A 16394-nucleotide genomic window follows, 5' to 3' on the forward strand; every position below is an offset into this window, starting at 1 on the left:
TAAAACGTTATAAGATTCTTATAGCGAACGATTTCGGGATTTTTTACAGTGGGGTCTTAAGGATTATAATTTTGTTGAAAAACGTTCGAGAATTAAACTTTTCATGAAAAAAACTCAACACTCTGTGGGAAGGGGAGTGGCTGCAACATGCGGATAAAGGAACATCCTATTCTTAGTGTTCCAAGTGAGAAAACTTACTTAACGTTCTACTTTGAAGGGCAAATTGTTTACGCAACTTCGGAAGATACGATTGCAAGTGCTCTTATTGCAAACGGCTTTGATGTTTTCGGTTTCACGGAGCACAACCATCCTAGAGGTTTTTTCTGTGCTATAGGTAAGTGTTCAGCCTGCCTTGTGGAAGTTGACGGGATTCCTAACGTTAGAGCTTGTATAACCCCCGTAAGAGAAGGTATGCATGTCAAAATGCAGGTTGGAAGGGGGAAACCGAAATGGTAAGGCACGTAAAAGCACTCGTTGTCGGTTCAGGACCAGCTGGATTAACTGGAGCAATTGCTATAGCAGAATCTGTTGGTGATGGTAAAGATGTGGTAATTATAGACGAAGGAATCGAACCTGGTGGTCAACTTCCAAAACAAACACACAAATTCTTTGGTCACGAAGGATTCTACGCCTCAGTGAGAGGGTTTGAAATTGGAAACTTACTTGTCAAAAAAGTTAAAAGTCTTGGAGTTGAAATAATACAGCAAGCAACAGTAACAGGTATATATGAAGACGCAATAACTGTTTACGATAGAGTAAACAACATTGTGAATGAGTATTTAGCAGATTATCTGCTAATTGCAACCGGAGCAACGGAAAAGTTTCTAGCATTCAAAAATAATACACTTCCAGGTGTTTATGGAGCAGGTGCTGTTCAAACGCTGATGAACCAATACAGAGTTCTCCCAGGTCAATCGTTCCTTATAGTCGGTGCAGGTAATATAGGGCTTATCGTTGCATATCAGTTAGTCCAGGCTGGTGCGACAGTAAAAGCTATTGTTGAGGCTTCATCACACGTTGGTGGATACGCCGTTCACGCGAATAAAGTCAAAAGGCTTGGAATACCAATATTGCTTAGACATACGATTCTTGAGGCGATAGGGAAAGACAAGGTCCAAGGTGCAGTTGTGGCCGAAGTTGATGAGAGATTTAAACCCATACTGGGAACGGAAAAAGAATTTGTTGTTGATGCCATATGCCTGGCTGTTGGTTTGCAACCAAATGTTGAGCTTGTTGCTCAAACTGGCGCAAAACTTGTTTACATACCCGAATTAGGAGGGTATGTGCCTTTGCGTGACGAGAACATGAGAACAACCGTACACAATGTATTTGTCGCTGGAGACCTCTCTGGAATAGAAGAAGCAACGACTGCTATGATTGAAGGATACATTGCCGGTTACAATATTGCACAAGAACTAACGGGAAAATCATTTGAAGAAAAGATTAAAAAGATGAAAAAAGAGCTCGAAGAGTTTAGAAGAGGTCCTTTCTCCAAAAAGGTTAGGGACGGACTAAGAAAGATGGGAATTGTGTTTCCTGAAGGTGGATACAGGGAAGAACAACAAATTGACAAAGGACCGATAGGAAAATTAAGGGCGGTTATAGAATGTCCACAAGCTATACCTTGCAATCCATGTGAAACGTCTTGTCCAACGGGAGCCATAAGTGTCGGTGCTAATATTAACGGCATACCACAAATAGATTATACCAAGTGTATCGGTTGCGGTGTGTGTGTTATGAAATGCCCGGGGCTTGCAATATTTATGGTTCAGGAGAAGGATGAGTACTCTCTTGTTGGTATCCCATACGAGCTACTTCCAATACCTGAAAGCAGTATGAAAGTAAAACTTTTAGACAGAGAAGGTAAGGACGTTGGCGATGGAGAAATAGACCATGTGGTTCTAAACAACAAGGGAAAAACACACATAATATTTCTCAGAGTGCCAAAAGGATACGAAGATGTAGTTAGAAGCTTCCGAATACCGGCTAAGTCAGAGGAATTTATCTGTAGATGCGAGGAAATAACAAAAGAAGATATCGAAAGAGTTATAGACATGGGCATTACAGATTACGAAGAACTTAGACGAGTACTAAGAATAGGTATGGGACCGTGTGGTGGAAAGACCTGCAGGACTTTAACTTTACAAATCCTTTCAGAGAAGACAGGTAGACCTATTTCTGAAATAGAACTTGGAGCCTACCGCCCCCCAACAATGCCGACTCCATTTGAAGCTGTGGTCAAGTCCGAATTGACTGAGAACAGTGAGATTTCTGGCAACATACAAGGGGGTGTCAAAGATGAGTGAAGTTAAAAAGTATGATGTATGCATAATAGGTGGGGGTATAACAGGAACTGCGTTGGGGTATTTCTTGTGCAAACTTGGAAAAACTTCTGTTGCCATATTCGAAAAATCCTACCTTTCATCAGGCTCAACGGGTAGATGCGCTGGCGGAATTAGACAACAATGGTCGACTAGACCAAATGTGCGTTTAGCAATGAGAAGTGTTAAATTATTCGAAAGATTCAAAGAAGATGTTGGTATGGATATAGAATACAAACAGGGTGGCTATTTGGTGCTCTCATATAGCGAAGAAGAAGCTGAACAATTTGAAAAGAACGTTAAAATGCAACGTGAAGAAGGACTAAACGTAGAAATTCTTACTCCTAAACAGGTTTCTGAAAGATACCCGTACATAAACACCGAAGGGTTGGTTATGGCTACATTCTGCCAAACGGATGGTCATGCCAATCCGCACAAAGCTGTTATTGGTTATGCACAAGCAATTAGAAGAATGGGTGGACACATATATACCCACACAGAAGTAAAGAATATTGATGTTGCAAACGGGAAAGTTATAGGCATCGATACGACAGCAGGTTATTTTGCATGTGATATAGTCGTCAATGCCTCTGGACCATGGTCAAATGAGGTCTCAAAACTTGTCGGTGTTGACCTTATGACCGAGAGTTACAGACATCAAATTTTGGTGACCGAGCCTTTAGAAAACTTCTTCCCAATGATGGCAATAAGCTTTTCCGGTAATTTTTACATGCGTCAGACCCTCCATGGACAATTCATAATGGGACAAGGTGATAAAGATGAAAAACCAGGACTTAACTTCAACGTCACGTACAAATTTGAAAAAGAGCTAGCAAGTAAAATGGTTAAGATTTTCCCATTCCTAAAAAATGTCAGGATAATACGACACTGGAGTGGAATGTACAACATGTCACCTGATGCTCAGCCGATAATTGGTGCAAGCGAAAAGGTAAAAGGATATTATTACGCAGTAGGCTATTCAGGCCATGGTTTCATGGTAGCACCTGCTGTTGGTGAAGCACTTGCCGAATTGATAGTTTTCGGGAAAACGCTACACACAGATATTTCTTACCTTGATATTAAGAGATTCGAAGGACAGGTTTTGGAAAGAGAGAAAAATGTGGTATAATTTAAGTAGTATTAGAAAAGCATACTGGTTTTGAGGGGCGTTGGTAGTAAAATGGACAAGAAAGTCCTTATAGTTGACGACAGTAAATTTTGGAGGATGGTTCTTCAAAGTATCCTAGAGAAATTAGGAGTAAAACAGATAATTGCTGCTGAGGATGGAACAAAAGGTATAGAAATTGCCTTAAAAGAGCTACCAGATATAATCATTACCGACTACAATATGCCTGGAATATCAGGTCTTCAAATGTCCCTTTATCTTAGGTCGATACCCGCGTTTAAAAACGCGGGTATCGCTGTTTTAACTGGTTCTGATGATGTCATAAATGAGTTCTGGGCTGCGCATAGCGGTGCGAACAAATTTATCTCTAAACTTCTTTCAAAAGACGTGCTTGAAAAAGAACTTCAAGGATTTCTTTCTGGTGGATACTCTTCTTCTAAGGCAAAAGAAATGTTTTACGCAACAAGTATCTATGATGTTCTCGAACAAAAGATGCGAACAGAAATACTGAACAGAGAGATACTTTCTCTCATTCAATTCGCAAGAGATGAACTTTACGTCATCCAGCAACTCAAGAATTTTTTAGAATTCTTCTCCCGTTTTACTGGGCTTGCTTTCCTTCTTTTATCACCAGTTGAGGGGCGAATTTACAATTTTGGCTTGCCGTTAAGTAAAATGATGAGTAAAGAAAAGTTGCTGAGTTCGTTTGAAAAACCATTAGAGCCTTCCAATTGGTCTTACTTTGGTAATTTTGGTTCGGAATTCAACGTAGATGGTTTGGAAACCGTTGTTATCAAATATCAAGAGAGTGAAATAGGACTAATCGCATATACAAATCCAACAGATAGGTGGAGTTTGAACAAAGTTTTAAATGAAGCAAGTGAAAGCTTATCACTTCTTTTTAATACATTGAATATTTTCAGGGAACTCAAGGTTGCATCTACCGTTGACGGCTTAACGGGACTATTCAATAAGAAGGAACTATTGAGATTCCTTGAAGAGACTCATAACCTGGCCAAAATAAACAGAACGATATATTACGTTGCAATGTTCGATATTGACAACTTTAAAAAGGTGAACGATACATACGGACATTTAGTGGGTGACGAGGTATTAAAGATTGTTGCAGCGATTCTGAAAGAGGAGATATCAGGAAAAGGTATAGCAGGAAGGTATGGTGGAGAAGAATTCTGTCTTATCATAACAAAGGTGTCGAACAGCGACGAGGTTGTTGACTTAATTGAGAAAATCTTAGCTAGAGTTAGAAACACTCAATTCCCACACGGTAAATGCACCATTTCTTGTGGTGTTGTGAGTTCGGAAGGTTATGAATCCCCGACTGAAGTGTTGAAAGCAGCGGACGACCTACTCTATATATCGAAAAAAACCGGAAAAGACAAAGCAAGTTATATGTTCCTTCCAAAAAATAATGTCCTGCTCAGCCAAGCACAACATCAAGAGCAGACATGATTAAAAAACCGAATATGAGAAAGTAAGTAGATAGCCGTTCATTTCCACGTAAATGTGTCTCAGGTATAACCTCATCGCTCACAACAAACACCATAGCACCTGCTGCAAATGCCAACATATATGGTAAAAGTCCTTTGCTAATTAATATCAGTCCTGCACCAAATATTCCACCGAGAATTTCAACAACACCAGTTAGCAAGGTAATTAATAATGAAAACGGTATTGAATATCCCGCATTCATTAACGCAATCATTGTAGCAGCCCCTTCTGGAATATTCTGTGCACCAATAGCTACTGCAACGCTCAGCGCTTCAGGAGTGTACCCACTTATGCCAACCGCCATACCTTCTGGGAAGTTGTGAATTGTTATAGCTATTACGAAGAGCCATATCTTTGACAGTCTCTTAACATCTGCTCCTTCGTGACCTTTCAAAAAATGTTCATGTGGCGAATACTTATCCATTAAATCTACAAGAACTGCACCAAGCAAGAAACCTATGGTAAAGCGTAAAACTCCACCTATTTCAAGCGAAGGACCTGCTAAACTAAAAGCACTTGCTGCAAGCATTATGCCTGCAGCCATACCCATCAACGAATCGATAACCTTTTCTCCAAGGTGTTTGTGAAATAATAGCAACGGTACTGCACCAAGCACAGTTGAAAGTCCAGCCAGTGTGCTAAGAATTGTTCCCTTTAAGAATTCCTGAGCCAGGATAATACTGACACCCCCAACTTTAGTAATGCCCTACCTATAAGTATTCTAACACAAAGTATAAAATTAAACAATATATTTATGACTGTTCAAGCATTTTGCTGCACTGCAAGATTTGGGTCATAAGCCTCGTCTGGAGCCTTAATAAGAAAGCCAACAATTACAATCGTAGAAATGATATTCACTGTCAAGAAGAACCAAAATGCATCAATTCTGTCAAGAAGATACCCATACAATGCAGATGAAATTGGAACACTTCCAATCGCAAAAAGTGACAAAACGGAAAAGACCCTTGAGCGCAACTCAGATGGAACTAGCATTTGAAGATTTGCACTAATCGGAATATTGACCAATACATTGAAGAAACTAACGACAACTGTGCCAGCGATGAAGAACATGTACAATGTTTCCTTGCCAAGCCCAAAATAGGGCATAATAAATACAGAGAAAAGCACCGTAAATGTTTGTCCAAGTAATAGCCCCCAAGATATTAGAAATTTGGAGCTAAATTTATGAAGAAAGAACATAATTGCTATATTTCCTAATAACGCTCCTATTGTTCCAAAGACTTGTAATGTACCAAATTGTGTTGCGGAAAACTTTAGTACTGTTCGAAGAATATACGGGAATACAACACTAAAGAGAGGTGACATAAGGAAGTTTATTACTATAGCAAAAGTAAATAGGAACTTTAACCCTCGGTTTTTAACAACAAATTTGATTCCTTCAGAGAGCTCACCAACAAAATTAACTCTTCCTTCTTTGGGATGATGATTATAAATAATGAACATTTCACTGACTCCTGATAATATGTATAATACCGACGTCATAAGAAGGACATTAGTCAATCCGTAGTAACCGTATAACATAGAGCCAACGATAGGTCCAATAATGTTAGCCCCACTATTTGCCATGGCATTTAACGATGTTGCCCTTTTGAGATTTTCTTTCCTCACAACATCTCCAAACATGGCTCCGGTAGGCCCATCGAAAAGCCCGTCACAGAACGAAAGGATTGCTCTAAACACAAGAAGCACCCCTACATTCATCCTGTTATTAATAGCAATAAGCCATAGAATAAATAACAACAGTCCTCTCAGTTCATCAAGAAGAACCATAATAGTCTTTCTGTTAAGCCTATCTCCAATAACTCCTCCAATAGGTGTTGAAAACAATCGTGGTAATATTCCAAGAACCGTGAATATCCCCATCATTGTTCCCGAACCCGTCTTATCTAAAATATACAACGGCATAGCTACAAGCAAAGCCGCTGCACCTAAAACAGATTCGAATCGCCCACTAATTATCAACGCTAAATTTCTTTTCTCATACTTGTACAGCTCTTCTGACATAAATCTGGTCCCTCCCGCTTTTACATATTTTGTCCTAGTGCAAATATATTTTATAGTTAGCAAATATTTTTGTCAAGTATTCAAATTATTTTGTGTAAAAAAACAATTCGGAAAGCGAATGAATTTGTGGTATAATTTTAAATGCGTGCAGAGAAGTGATAGGGGGGATTAGAGTGAAACGTAGATTATTTGACCATAGTGAACTAATCGAGTTATGCGAAGTACCTGGTGTATCTGGTAGGGAAGAACGTGTAAGAGAGAAAATCTCTGTTATGTTAGGTGTAGAGAAATCTGAGCTAAAGACTGACAAGATTGGGAATTTAATCTTTGAGAAGAAAGGTTTGTCCAATGAAAAAGAGGTACTCTTAATGGCACACATGGATGAGATAGGTTTTTATGTTTCCTCACTTAGGGCAGACGGGAAATTAGAAGTAAAGAACGTTGGAGGAATCGTTGAAGAAACTTTACCCGGTTCTTTTGTTCAGGTATTTACGAAAACCGGTGTGATTGACGGCGTAATTGGTGCAGTTCCACCTCATCTTAAAGCAGACGGAGGAGCTTTTGAAAAGGTTGTCGATGTCGGTGCTAAAAGTATGAATGAACTTGTAGAATTGGGAATTGATGTTATGGATTATGTAGTCTTTAGGAAAACTTACGCTTTATTGAACTATGATTACTTGGCAATGAGAAGCTTAGATGACAGGTTTGGTTGTTTCACACTTATTGAAGTCTCACGTAATGTTCATCCACGTTCAACAGTTGTCTTTGCCTGGACAGTACAAGAGGAAGTTGGGCTTCGTGGTGCAAAAGCTCTCGCAAGTATATATAATCCCGACTTAGCTATTGCAATCGATTCTTTTGCATGTTGTAGTAAACAAAATGCTCACATTGAACTTGGAAAAGGACCTGTGGTAAGGGCTTTCGATAATAGCTCCATATCCAGCTACGAGATTACCAAATTCATTGTTTCATTGGCACACAAGGAAGGAATACCGATACAAATTGGTGTAACTGGTGGTGGCAATGATGCTAGTGTTTTCGTTGAGAAAGGTGTGCCCATGGTTGCTTTGAGTGTGCCTGTGAGATATCTGCATTCTCAAGTTGAGATGATTAACCTAAATGATTTGGAAAACCTTATCAAATTGCTTACGAAATTCTTGGAGGTGTTCTGAGTGATTGAATTGTTGTTGTTTTTAGGAGGGTTTTTTTCAGGAGTAGTCAATGTTCTGGCAGGTGGTGGTTCTTTTCTCACGCTTCCAATACTCGGTTTGTATGGTCTAAGTCCAACCGTGGCTAATGGAACCAACAGAATAGGCATACTTTTACAAAACATCTCGGCAACATGGCGCTTTTTGGTTAAAAAAGAATTGGACCTGAAAAATGCTCTTATTATAACTCTTCCAACGATAATGGGAGCTATATTAGGTACATCAATAGTCCTGAGCCTTCCTGAAAAGTTAGTTAAGCTGAGTGTTGGAATTATATTTATCATTATGTCTTACTTTGTATTGTTTACACCTAAGGTTTGGGAAGAGGGAAGGAGAAAGAAATCAAACAGAATTTTCAGTTTTGTGATCTTCTTTCTTATAGGAATCTACGGCGGGTATATCCAAGCAGGGGTTGGATTTTTCTTAATCTATGCATTAACACTTTTGGAAGGTTACGATGTGAGAAAGGCAAATGCGATGAAGATATTCCTGACACTCATTTTTACGGTTTTCTCATTGACCTTGTTTTCACTTAAGAACAAAGTCGAATTTGTTCCAGGGTTAATTCTTGGCGCTGGTTCCTTTGTTGGAGGATACGTCGGCTCTTATTTGAACACACGAGTGAATAAGAAGGTTATAAGGTATGTTGTAGCTGGAATGATGATATTTTCAGCAATGAACTATATTTTCTCTTAATGTATTTAAAAAAACAGCCCTGGTTTTAGCTATGAAACGTTTGATTCTCACCAGGGCTGTTGTTTTAATCTTCTGTCGATTTCATCTATTATCTTTTTAAGTTTCTTGGCTTCTTTGTAGTCTTCTCTCCTCAGAGCCTTTTTTAATTTATGGTTAAGCAACGTTAGTCGACGCTTCTGAATGTCGGTGACCACCTTGCCGTAAATGTTTGAATCTTTGGGAAACATCGTTAACTGAATGGTGCTGGGTTGTTCAGAATACAAAAACTCCAGGGAAAAAACAAATTTCCTGTTCTTCGCTGGAGATTCTTCCATAAGATTTTTGTGTGACAATATGGTTTGCAAGCCAGCACGTGTGTATCGCTCAACTTCGTACTTCAGTAACTCTTTAACACAAGCCTTACAATATGATATCTTCTTTACAGTTCCGTCAACGTAAACATTTTGATGTATTTCCGCCTTGTTGCCACATCTGATGCACTTTTCCTTTTCCAATTTATCACCTTCTCAAATTCTTTAAGTCTTTGTTTATAATCTTTTGGCATTCGCACGTTACTCGAGTTACTCGATTTGAATTGAATTGTATTTGTTCATCGCTTTATCAATGCCTTCAGAAACAATTGTCTCTATTGCTTGTAGTGTTAGGTCAATAACCTTACGTAGCTTTTCAAATTCTTCCGGCGAGAAATCTGAAAGAACGTAATCCGCAGCATCAACTTCTTTTGGTTTCGGTCCAATGCCTATCCTTACTCTTGGAAAATCTTGACCGATGTACGATATTATTGATTTAATTCCGTTATGTCCACCTGCACTACCATCTTTGCGGATTCTAATTCTTCCCAATGGTAAATCGAGGTCGTCATACACTACTATTATATCATCATGTGGTAAGTATTTAAATACCTCTCCACTCAAATTCATATAGGTCAAAGGCTTGACCAACTTTACCTTCTGCCCAGAAATGTTGATATCTGAATAAAGATAATTTGGTCCAGACTTCCATGACTTACTCAATCTATCTAAAACCATGAATCCAACGTTGTGGCGAGTATTTGCGTATTTTTCACCCGGGTTTCCCAACCCTATTATTATCAACGTCAGTTCCTCCCTTACCTTGTAATCCAAATATCCGAGTATAACACCAAACTAACGAAAAGTCCCCCTGCGGGGGACTTTTCACAGTGTGCTCTTTAAGTGAATTATTCTTCTTCCTCTTCTTTCTTACCTTTCTTGAGAACTTCAGGTTCAGAAGTCTCGGTTGGTGTTGTAGTTTCTTCTACTTCAAGTCCCCTTGGCACAACTATTGTTATCAAAACATCTTCTGGTTCCATATCAATTTTAACGCCCTCAGGAAGCTTAACATCTTTAACCCTCAGTGAATCTCCAAGGTCTAAGCTTGTCACGTCGATTTCTATTGTCTCAGGTATTCTATCGGGCAGTGCTTCAACTACAACTTCGTGGTGGATAACTTCCAAGATACCACCTTTTTCAACACCTATTGCCTTGCCAACGATGTGTAGTGGAACGTTAATCTTCATCTTGTGGTGAGCTTCGGGGATGTAAAAGTCAACATGCCTAACTTCATCTGTAACCTTGTCGTATTGGACCATTTTTATGAACGCCATATGTTTGAGAACTTCTTTTCCGTTTTCATCTTTCACAACAAGTGTTAGTGGTGTCGACTCTGTGACTTCTTTAAAAAGCTTTAAGAAGCTGTTCTTTTCCAAAGCCAAGCTAACTGGTTTCTCGACTCCAGGTCCGTACGCAATAGCAGGTATAACACCCTGTGCTCTCAATCTTCTAACTGCGCGCTTTTTACCAACAATAGATCTTAGTTGCGCGTTAACTACGTGCTCCATGTCAACTCCTCCTTCTTTTTTATTTTTAAGGTTTATATTATCTTTTTATTTTTTCCTCAACCGGGTTAGAGTTATTTGAAGAGTATACTGACTGAGAGATTCTTTCTAACCCTAATTATCGCTTCCCCAAGCAAAGGTGCCACGGAAACAACATGGAACTTGTTAGGTAGACTCTGATGATATATTGTATCACTAATATAAATCTTTTCAATACTCGAGTTCTCAATTCTTTCAACTGCACCAGATGAGAGAACCGGATGTGTTATACAAGCAATCACTCTCTTCGCTCCTGCGTTTTTTACAGCATTTGCACCTTCAACCAAGGAACGTGCAGTATCAACGATGTCATCTACGATAATCGCAGTCTTATCCTTAACATCACCAATTATGTTAAGAATTTCAGCTACATTGTCTTTTGGACGTCTTTTGTCAAGTATTGCAAGAGGGAGGCCCACCCTTTCAGCTATTTGTCGCGCTCGTTTAACTCCACCCACATCCGGTGAAACGATAACAGCATCGTCGGTCAATATCCCATCTTTGCTTAGTGTCTCAAGAAACACGGGAAAGCTCCAAAGGTTGTCAACAGGAATATCGAAAAATCCTTGAACTTGTTCGGCGTGTAAGTCAACAGTCATCACACGAGTTGCGCCTGCAACTGTGAGCAAATTGGCAACGAGCTTTGCTGTAATCGGGTCTCTACCTTTTGCCTTTCTATCTTGCCTCGCATAACCATAGTACGGAATTACAACTGCTATGCTATTTGCAGAAGCCCGTTTAAACGCATCTATCATAACTAACAATTCCATTAAATTTTCGTTAACCGGTGGGCAAGTAGGCTGGATAACAAAGACATCGTGGCCACGTACTGTTTCTTCTATACGAACGTTGATTTCACCATCCGCAAACCTTCCGACCGTAATGTCTCCAAGTCTCATACCAATGTAGCTAGCAACCTTTTCTGCCAAGACCTTGTTCGCATTGCCAGTGAAAATCTTCATTTCATTCCTTGTGATTTGCATTTTTCATGGCCTCCCTTTTCAGCTTTGCCCAGTTTTCTTTAATAACTTGTCTCGCCCTTCCAAGTGCCAGAGCATCATCAGGAACGTCTTCAGTGATAACCGAACCTGCACCTACAATTGCACCTTTTCCTATTTTAACAGGTGCAACTAGCGAAGAATTACTACCTATAAATGCACTATCACCGATAAATGTCTGGTATTTTTTGTAACCATCGTAATTGCAAGTGATAGTTCCGGCTCCAATGTTTACGTCTTCGCCAACAGTTGCATCCCCCAAGTAAGTGAGATGCTGTGCTTTTGAGTTCTTTCCTATCGTAGATTTCTTCGTTTCCACGAAGTTTCCAATTTTTACATTCTCTTTTAAAATCGTTCCCTCTCTCAACCTTGAGAACGGTCCAACAGATACGTTATCTTCTACAACTGCACCTTCAACTTCTGAACGTACCACTTTTACGTTGTTCCCAAGTATTGAATTCTTTATTCGAGTGTATGGTCCTATCTCACAGTCCTCACCAATGGTGATTTCTCCTTCTAAAATTGTAAATGGATGAATTATCGTGTCAATACCTATTTTCACATCCGGTCCTATGAATGTGGAACTGGGATCTACTATTGTAACTCCCGAAAGCATCAACTCTTTCAGAATTCTTTCTCTTGCAATAGCCTCAAGCTGGGAAAGCTGAACTCTATCGTTTACACCAGATACTTGCGCGGGGTCATCTAACAATACTGTTTCAACATTCTTTGCCATTTCAACTAAATCTGTCAAATAGTACTCACCTTGTGCATTGTTGTTAGAGAGCTTATCTATGTTATCCAGCAAGAACTTTCCAGAAAATATGTAAATTCCACTGTTGACTTCTTTTATCTTTAGTTGCTCCTCATTAGCATCCTTGTGTTCGACAATTCTAATCTTTCCATTTTCCCTAACGATTCTTCCATATCCGGTAGGGTCATCTGCAATGAACGTTAAGACTGTAACATCCGCTCTGGCATTCGTATGAGTTTCTAAAAGTCTTTGAATTGTTTCCTCCTTTAGAAGAGGGACATCACCATAGAGTATCAGTACATTGTCGCTTGGTGATATAAACTCTTTAGCACACATTACCGCATGTCCTGTCCCAAGTTGCGGCTCTTGAATGTACGTTTTAACATCTGCTGGGAGATAAGACTTCACAATCTCCGCCTTGTGACCAACCACAACGCCTACTTCTCCAAATTTCTTTCCCAAGTCCACAACCCAGTTTATCATCGGCTTACCTAGTATCTTGTGAACTACCTTTGGGTATTTTGACTTCATCCTTTTGCCTAATCCAGCAGCAAGTATGAGTACTTTCATACCGATAACCCCCAACATTTTTATTCATTATCTTCGTCGTCAGTTTTATATCTTTTTTGAATTGAATATTCTCTTAAAATAACCGGAATGAGAATAAGTCCGAGCAGGTATCCTTTAACACCAAATTTATGGGCTCCTATCGCACCTATACCCATTCCGGTCAATAACATCATTGGAATAAGACTATACCAAGTTTTGAGTATGTCATAGAAAATTGAAAGAAATGTTCCACAAACAACGAAATTCAGCCCTTCCGAACTATATGGCCGAAACCTGCCAAATATTGCTATCGCACCAATTAGAAGAAGATTTAACCCTGCTAAGGACTCCGCACGGTCGCTTTTCCTAAACGCGAAGTATAATCCTACAAGTATGAGGGAAAAATAACCGGGGTTTCTTGTCAAATAGAACACAGCTATGGAAGCAACTATGGAAAGTATCAAAGCCACCATTGGATATCACTCCGTTTGATAGAAGATAAAAGTAGCATCTTAAGAAATATAAGGGGCGCAAAAGCGCCCCATACAATTTGAGGATTATTAGCTTCTGTATTTAATACTTGCTTGAGCAGCTGCAAGTCTAGCAACTGGAATTCTGTATGGTGATGCGCTGACGTAGTCAAGTTTTGTTGTGGCAAAGAATTCGATGGATTTTGGATCTCCACCGTGCTCACCACAGACTCCACATTTGAGTGTTGGTTTAACTTCCTTACCTTTTTCTGTAGCTAATTTGACGAGTTGACCAACACCTTGTGTATCGATGTGTTTGAATGGGTCGTGTTCAAGTATGCCTTTTTCAAGGTATTCTGGCAAGAACTTTCCAACGTCATCTCTGCTGAATCCGAATGTCATCTGTGTAAGGTCGTTTGTACCAAAGCTGAAGAAGTCAGCTTCCTGAGCAATCTGGTCTGCTGTAACTGCTGCTCTTGGAACCTCTATCATTGTTCCAACGAGGTACTTGAGGTCAACACCGTGTTCTTTAATGAGTGCGTCTGCTGTTTCCATAACAACTTGTTTTATGTATTTAAGTTCGTTGACATGGCCTACAAGAGGTATCATTATTTCCGGAACAACTTCGATACCTTCCTCTTTCTTAAGTTCAATAGCTGCAAGGATGATTGCTTTTGTTTGCATTACAGCAATCTCTGGGTATGTGATGACAAGCCTTACGCCCCTGTGTCCGAGCATTGGGTTAAGCTCGTGGAGTTGTTCAACAACTTTCTTGAGTTCTTCAACAGAAATACCAATCTGCTGAGCAACTTCTGCCATCTGTTCTTCCTCTTGTGGCAAGAACTCGTGTAGTGGTGGGTCGATAAGTCTTATTGTAACTGGGTAACCCTTCATTTCTCTGAACAGACCTTTGAAATCTTCTTTTTGGAGTGGAAGAAGTTCTGCGAGTGCTGCTTCTCTTTCTTCTTTTGTTCTCGCGACTATCATTCTTCTAACCTTTGGTATTCTGTCCTTTTCAAAGAACATATGTTCAGTTCTGCAGAGTCCGATACCTTCTGCTCCGAATTCTCTCGCAACTTTTGCATCTCTTGGAACGTCAGCGTTTGCTCTAACTCCAAGTTTTCTGAATTCGTCTGCCCATGAGAGTAGTTCGGCAACTGGTCCTTCAAGACCTTGTGGTTTAACCGTCGTAATCTTTCCAAGGAACACTTCTCCAGTAGTTCCATCTATTGACAACCATTCACCTTCTTTAACGATTACGTCGCCAACTTTGAGATAGCCTTCTTCTTCATTAACGTAAATACTTTCCGCACCGACTACTGCTGGTTTACCAAGACCTCTTGCAACAACAGCAGCGTGAGATGTCATACCACCGCGTGCTGTTAGTATACCCTCGGCTGCATTCATACCACCGACGTCTTCAGGACTTGTCTCTGGTCTAACAAGGAGAACCTTTTCTCCTGCTTTTGCCGCTTCTTCGGCTTTGTGTGCATCGAAGTAAACCTTACCTGTTGCAGCACCTGGTGACGCTGGAAGCCCTTTTGCAATTACCTTTGCGTTCTTTCTTTCTTTTTCATCGAATTTCGGGTGGAGCACTCTTTCAATATCGGATGGTTGGACTCTCAAGACGGCTGTCTTCTTATCGATGAGACCTTCGTGAACCATATCAACAGCTATCTTTATTGCAGCCTGGCTTGTTCTCTTTGCGCTTCTTGTCTGGAGTATGTAGAGTTTTCCTCTTTCAACTGTGAATTCGATGTCCTGCATGTCTTTGAAGTACCTTTCAAGTCTGTCCATTATTTGGATGAGTTCTTCGTAAGCTTGCGGAATCATTTCTTTCATTTTTTCAAGAGGATATGGAGTTCTTATACCAGCAACGACGTCTTCACCTTGTGCATTTGGCAAGAATTCTCCGTAGTATACTTTTTCTCCAGTGTTCGGGTCTCTTGTGAAACAAACACCTGTACCGCTGTCGTCACCCATGTTACCAAAGACCATGGCAACAATGTTGACAGCTGTTCCAAGGAGCTGACCTTCTTTGATTCCATGAATTTCTCTGTATTTAATAGCCCTATCACTCATCCATGACCAAATAACTGCTTCAATTGCTGCCCACAATTGTTTGTAGACATCCTGTGGGAACTCTTTTGCGTGTTTTTTGTAAATTTCTTTGTAGATTTCTACAAGCTTTTTGAGGTCTTCTGCATCAAGCTCTGTGTCAAGCTTTACACCTTTTTGTGCCTTCATTTCAGCGAGCGCATTTTCGAAATCTGCATGTGGAATTCCAAGAGCGGTATCACCGAACATTTGGAGGAATCTTCTGTAAGAGTCATATGCGAATCTTTCGTTGTTTGTCATTTCGACAAGACCCTTAACTGTTTCGTCGTTAAGACCCAGGTTGAGGATTGTGTCCATCATACCAGGCATTGAGATAGCGGCACCTGACCTAACAGAAACAAGAAGTGGCTTTTTGGGGTCTCCAAACCCTTTTCCTGTTACTTCCTCTAACCTTCTCATTGCTGCGTCAACTTGTTCTTTCAAATCCTCTGGATAAGTCTTGTTGTTGTCATAATAGTATTTACAAACTTCTGCAGAAATAGTAAAGCCAGGAGGAACTGGAACTCCGGCGTTCGTCATTTCAGCAAGGTTTGCACCTTTACCACCCAGTATGTCTCTCATCTGGGCGTTACCTTCTGCCTGTCCATTGGCAAAGAAATAAACCCACTTTTTACCCATTTTCACACCTCCACATCGAAAAATTTAGAAAAGTACCTGTATAATTGTACCATACTTTTTCTATTTGTCGTATACACAGTGTGATAAATTGTTTTTTTCTTTTATGTT

Annotated in this window: 15 protein-coding genes; 6 read left to right on the forward strand and 9 right to left on the reverse strand. The window is 40.0% G+C overall.

All coding sequences use genetic code 11. From position 1 onward, the window contains the following. Window positions 1-147 precede the first annotated feature (147 nt). From AC3M61_RS00200 to AC3M61_RS00215, 4 genes are read left to right on the forward strand one after another with little or no spacing between them, the layout of a single operon-like run. The gene (locus AC3M61_RS00200) at window positions 148-456 is read left to right on the forward strand and encodes a (2Fe-2S)-binding protein (RefSeq protein ID WP_500778943.1); all 309 of its coding nucleotides are present in this window, start codon (window positions 148-150) and stop codon (window positions 454-456) included. Further along, window positions 450-2306: an FAD-dependent oxidoreductase gene (locus tag AC3M61_RS00205; protein ID WP_500778944.1), complete on the forward strand. Its 1857-nt coding sequence runs from the start codon at window positions 450-452 to the stop codon at window positions 2304-2306. The genes AC3M61_RS00200 and AC3M61_RS00205 overlap by 7 nt, the downstream gene beginning before the upstream one ends. After that, a complete protein-coding gene (locus AC3M61_RS00210; protein WP_500778945.1) occupies window positions 2299-3450 on the forward strand; it encodes an NAD(P)/FAD-dependent oxidoreductase in 1152 nt (383 codons plus the stop codon). The genes AC3M61_RS00205 and AC3M61_RS00210 overlap by 8 nt, the downstream gene beginning before the upstream one ends. Before the next feature lie 51 nt (window positions 3451-3501). Next, window positions 3502-4917: a GGDEF domain-containing response regulator gene (locus tag AC3M61_RS00215; protein ID WP_500778946.1), complete on the forward strand. Its 1416-nt coding sequence runs from the start codon at window positions 3502-3504 to the stop codon at window positions 4915-4917. On the opposite strand, the gene AC3M61_RS00220 is transcribed toward AC3M61_RS00215, so the two are convergent. After that, window positions 4886-5629, reverse strand: coding sequence for a ZIP family metal transporter (locus AC3M61_RS00220; RefSeq protein ID WP_500778976.1), 744 nt, complete (start codon window positions 5627-5629; stop codon window positions 4886-4888). The genes AC3M61_RS00215 and AC3M61_RS00220 overlap by 32 nt on opposite strands. Window positions 5630-5718: 89 nt before the next feature. After that, window positions 5719-6981: an MFS transporter gene (locus tag AC3M61_RS00225; RefSeq protein ID WP_500778947.1), complete on the reverse strand. Its 1263-nt coding sequence runs from the start codon at window positions 6979-6981 to the stop codon at window positions 5719-5721. 173 nt (window positions 6982-7154) lie between these two features. Here AC3M61_RS00225 and AC3M61_RS00230 point away from each other — a divergent pair, with 173 nt between their 5' ends. Together AC3M61_RS00230 and AC3M61_RS00235 are read left to right on the forward strand one after the other, a co-directional pair. Further along, complete coding sequence (locus AC3M61_RS00230) at window positions 7155-8153, forward strand: M42 family metallopeptidase (protein WP_500778948.1); 999 nt, start codon at window positions 7155-7157, stop codon at window positions 8151-8153. Then, a complete protein-coding gene (locus AC3M61_RS00235) occupies window positions 8154-8885 on the forward strand; it encodes a sulfite exporter TauE/SafE family protein (protein WP_500778949.1) in 732 nt (243 codons plus the stop codon). Between the two features lie 47 nt (window positions 8886-8932). Here the strand turns inward: AC3M61_RS00235 and AC3M61_RS00240 are convergent, their stop codons facing one another. From AC3M61_RS00240 to ppdK, 7 genes are all read right to left on the reverse strand, one after another. Next, complete coding sequence (locus tag AC3M61_RS00240; RefSeq protein ID WP_500778950.1) at window positions 8933-9379, reverse strand: hypothetical protein; 447 nt, start codon at window positions 9377-9379, stop codon at window positions 8933-8935. Between the two features lie 66 nt (window positions 9380-9445). Then, a complete protein-coding gene (gene pth, locus AC3M61_RS00245; protein ID WP_500778951.1) occupies window positions 9446-9979 on the reverse strand; it encodes an aminoacyl-tRNA hydrolase in 534 nt (177 codons plus the stop codon). Between the two features lie 104 nt (window positions 9980-10083). Continuing rightward, window positions 10084-10743: a 50S ribosomal protein L25 gene (locus AC3M61_RS00250; RefSeq protein WP_500778952.1), complete on the reverse strand. Its 660-nt coding sequence runs from the start codon at window positions 10741-10743 to the stop codon at window positions 10084-10086. A 71-nt stretch (window positions 10744-10814) separates the two neighbouring features. Beyond that, on the reverse strand, window positions 10815-11762 hold the full coding sequence (locus AC3M61_RS00255) for a ribose-phosphate pyrophosphokinase (protein ID WP_500778953.1): 948 nt from the start codon (window positions 11760-11762) through the stop codon (window positions 10815-10817). Then, entirely contained in the window at window positions 11743-13101 is a 1359-nt protein-coding gene (gene glmU / locus AC3M61_RS00260; protein WP_500778954.1) for a bifunctional UDP-N-acetylglucosamine diphosphorylase/glucosamine-1-phosphate N-acetyltransferase GlmU, read from the reverse strand. Before glmU ends, AC3M61_RS00255 begins: the two co-directional genes overlap by 20 nt. 20 nt (window positions 13102-13121) lie before the next feature. Further along, window positions 13122-13553, reverse strand: coding sequence for a hypothetical protein (locus AC3M61_RS00265; RefSeq protein ID WP_500778955.1), 432 nt, complete (start codon window positions 13551-13553; stop codon window positions 13122-13124). A gap of 87 nt (window positions 13554-13640) precedes the next feature. Then, window positions 13641-16286 (reverse strand): pyruvate, phosphate dikinase, encoded by a 2646-nt coding sequence (ppdK, locus tag AC3M61_RS00270; RefSeq protein ID WP_500778956.1) that lies wholly within the window; start codon window positions 16284-16286, stop codon window positions 13641-13643. Window positions 16287-16394 lie beyond the last annotated feature (108 nt).

The organism is Fervidobacterium sp. (assembly GCF_059913585.1).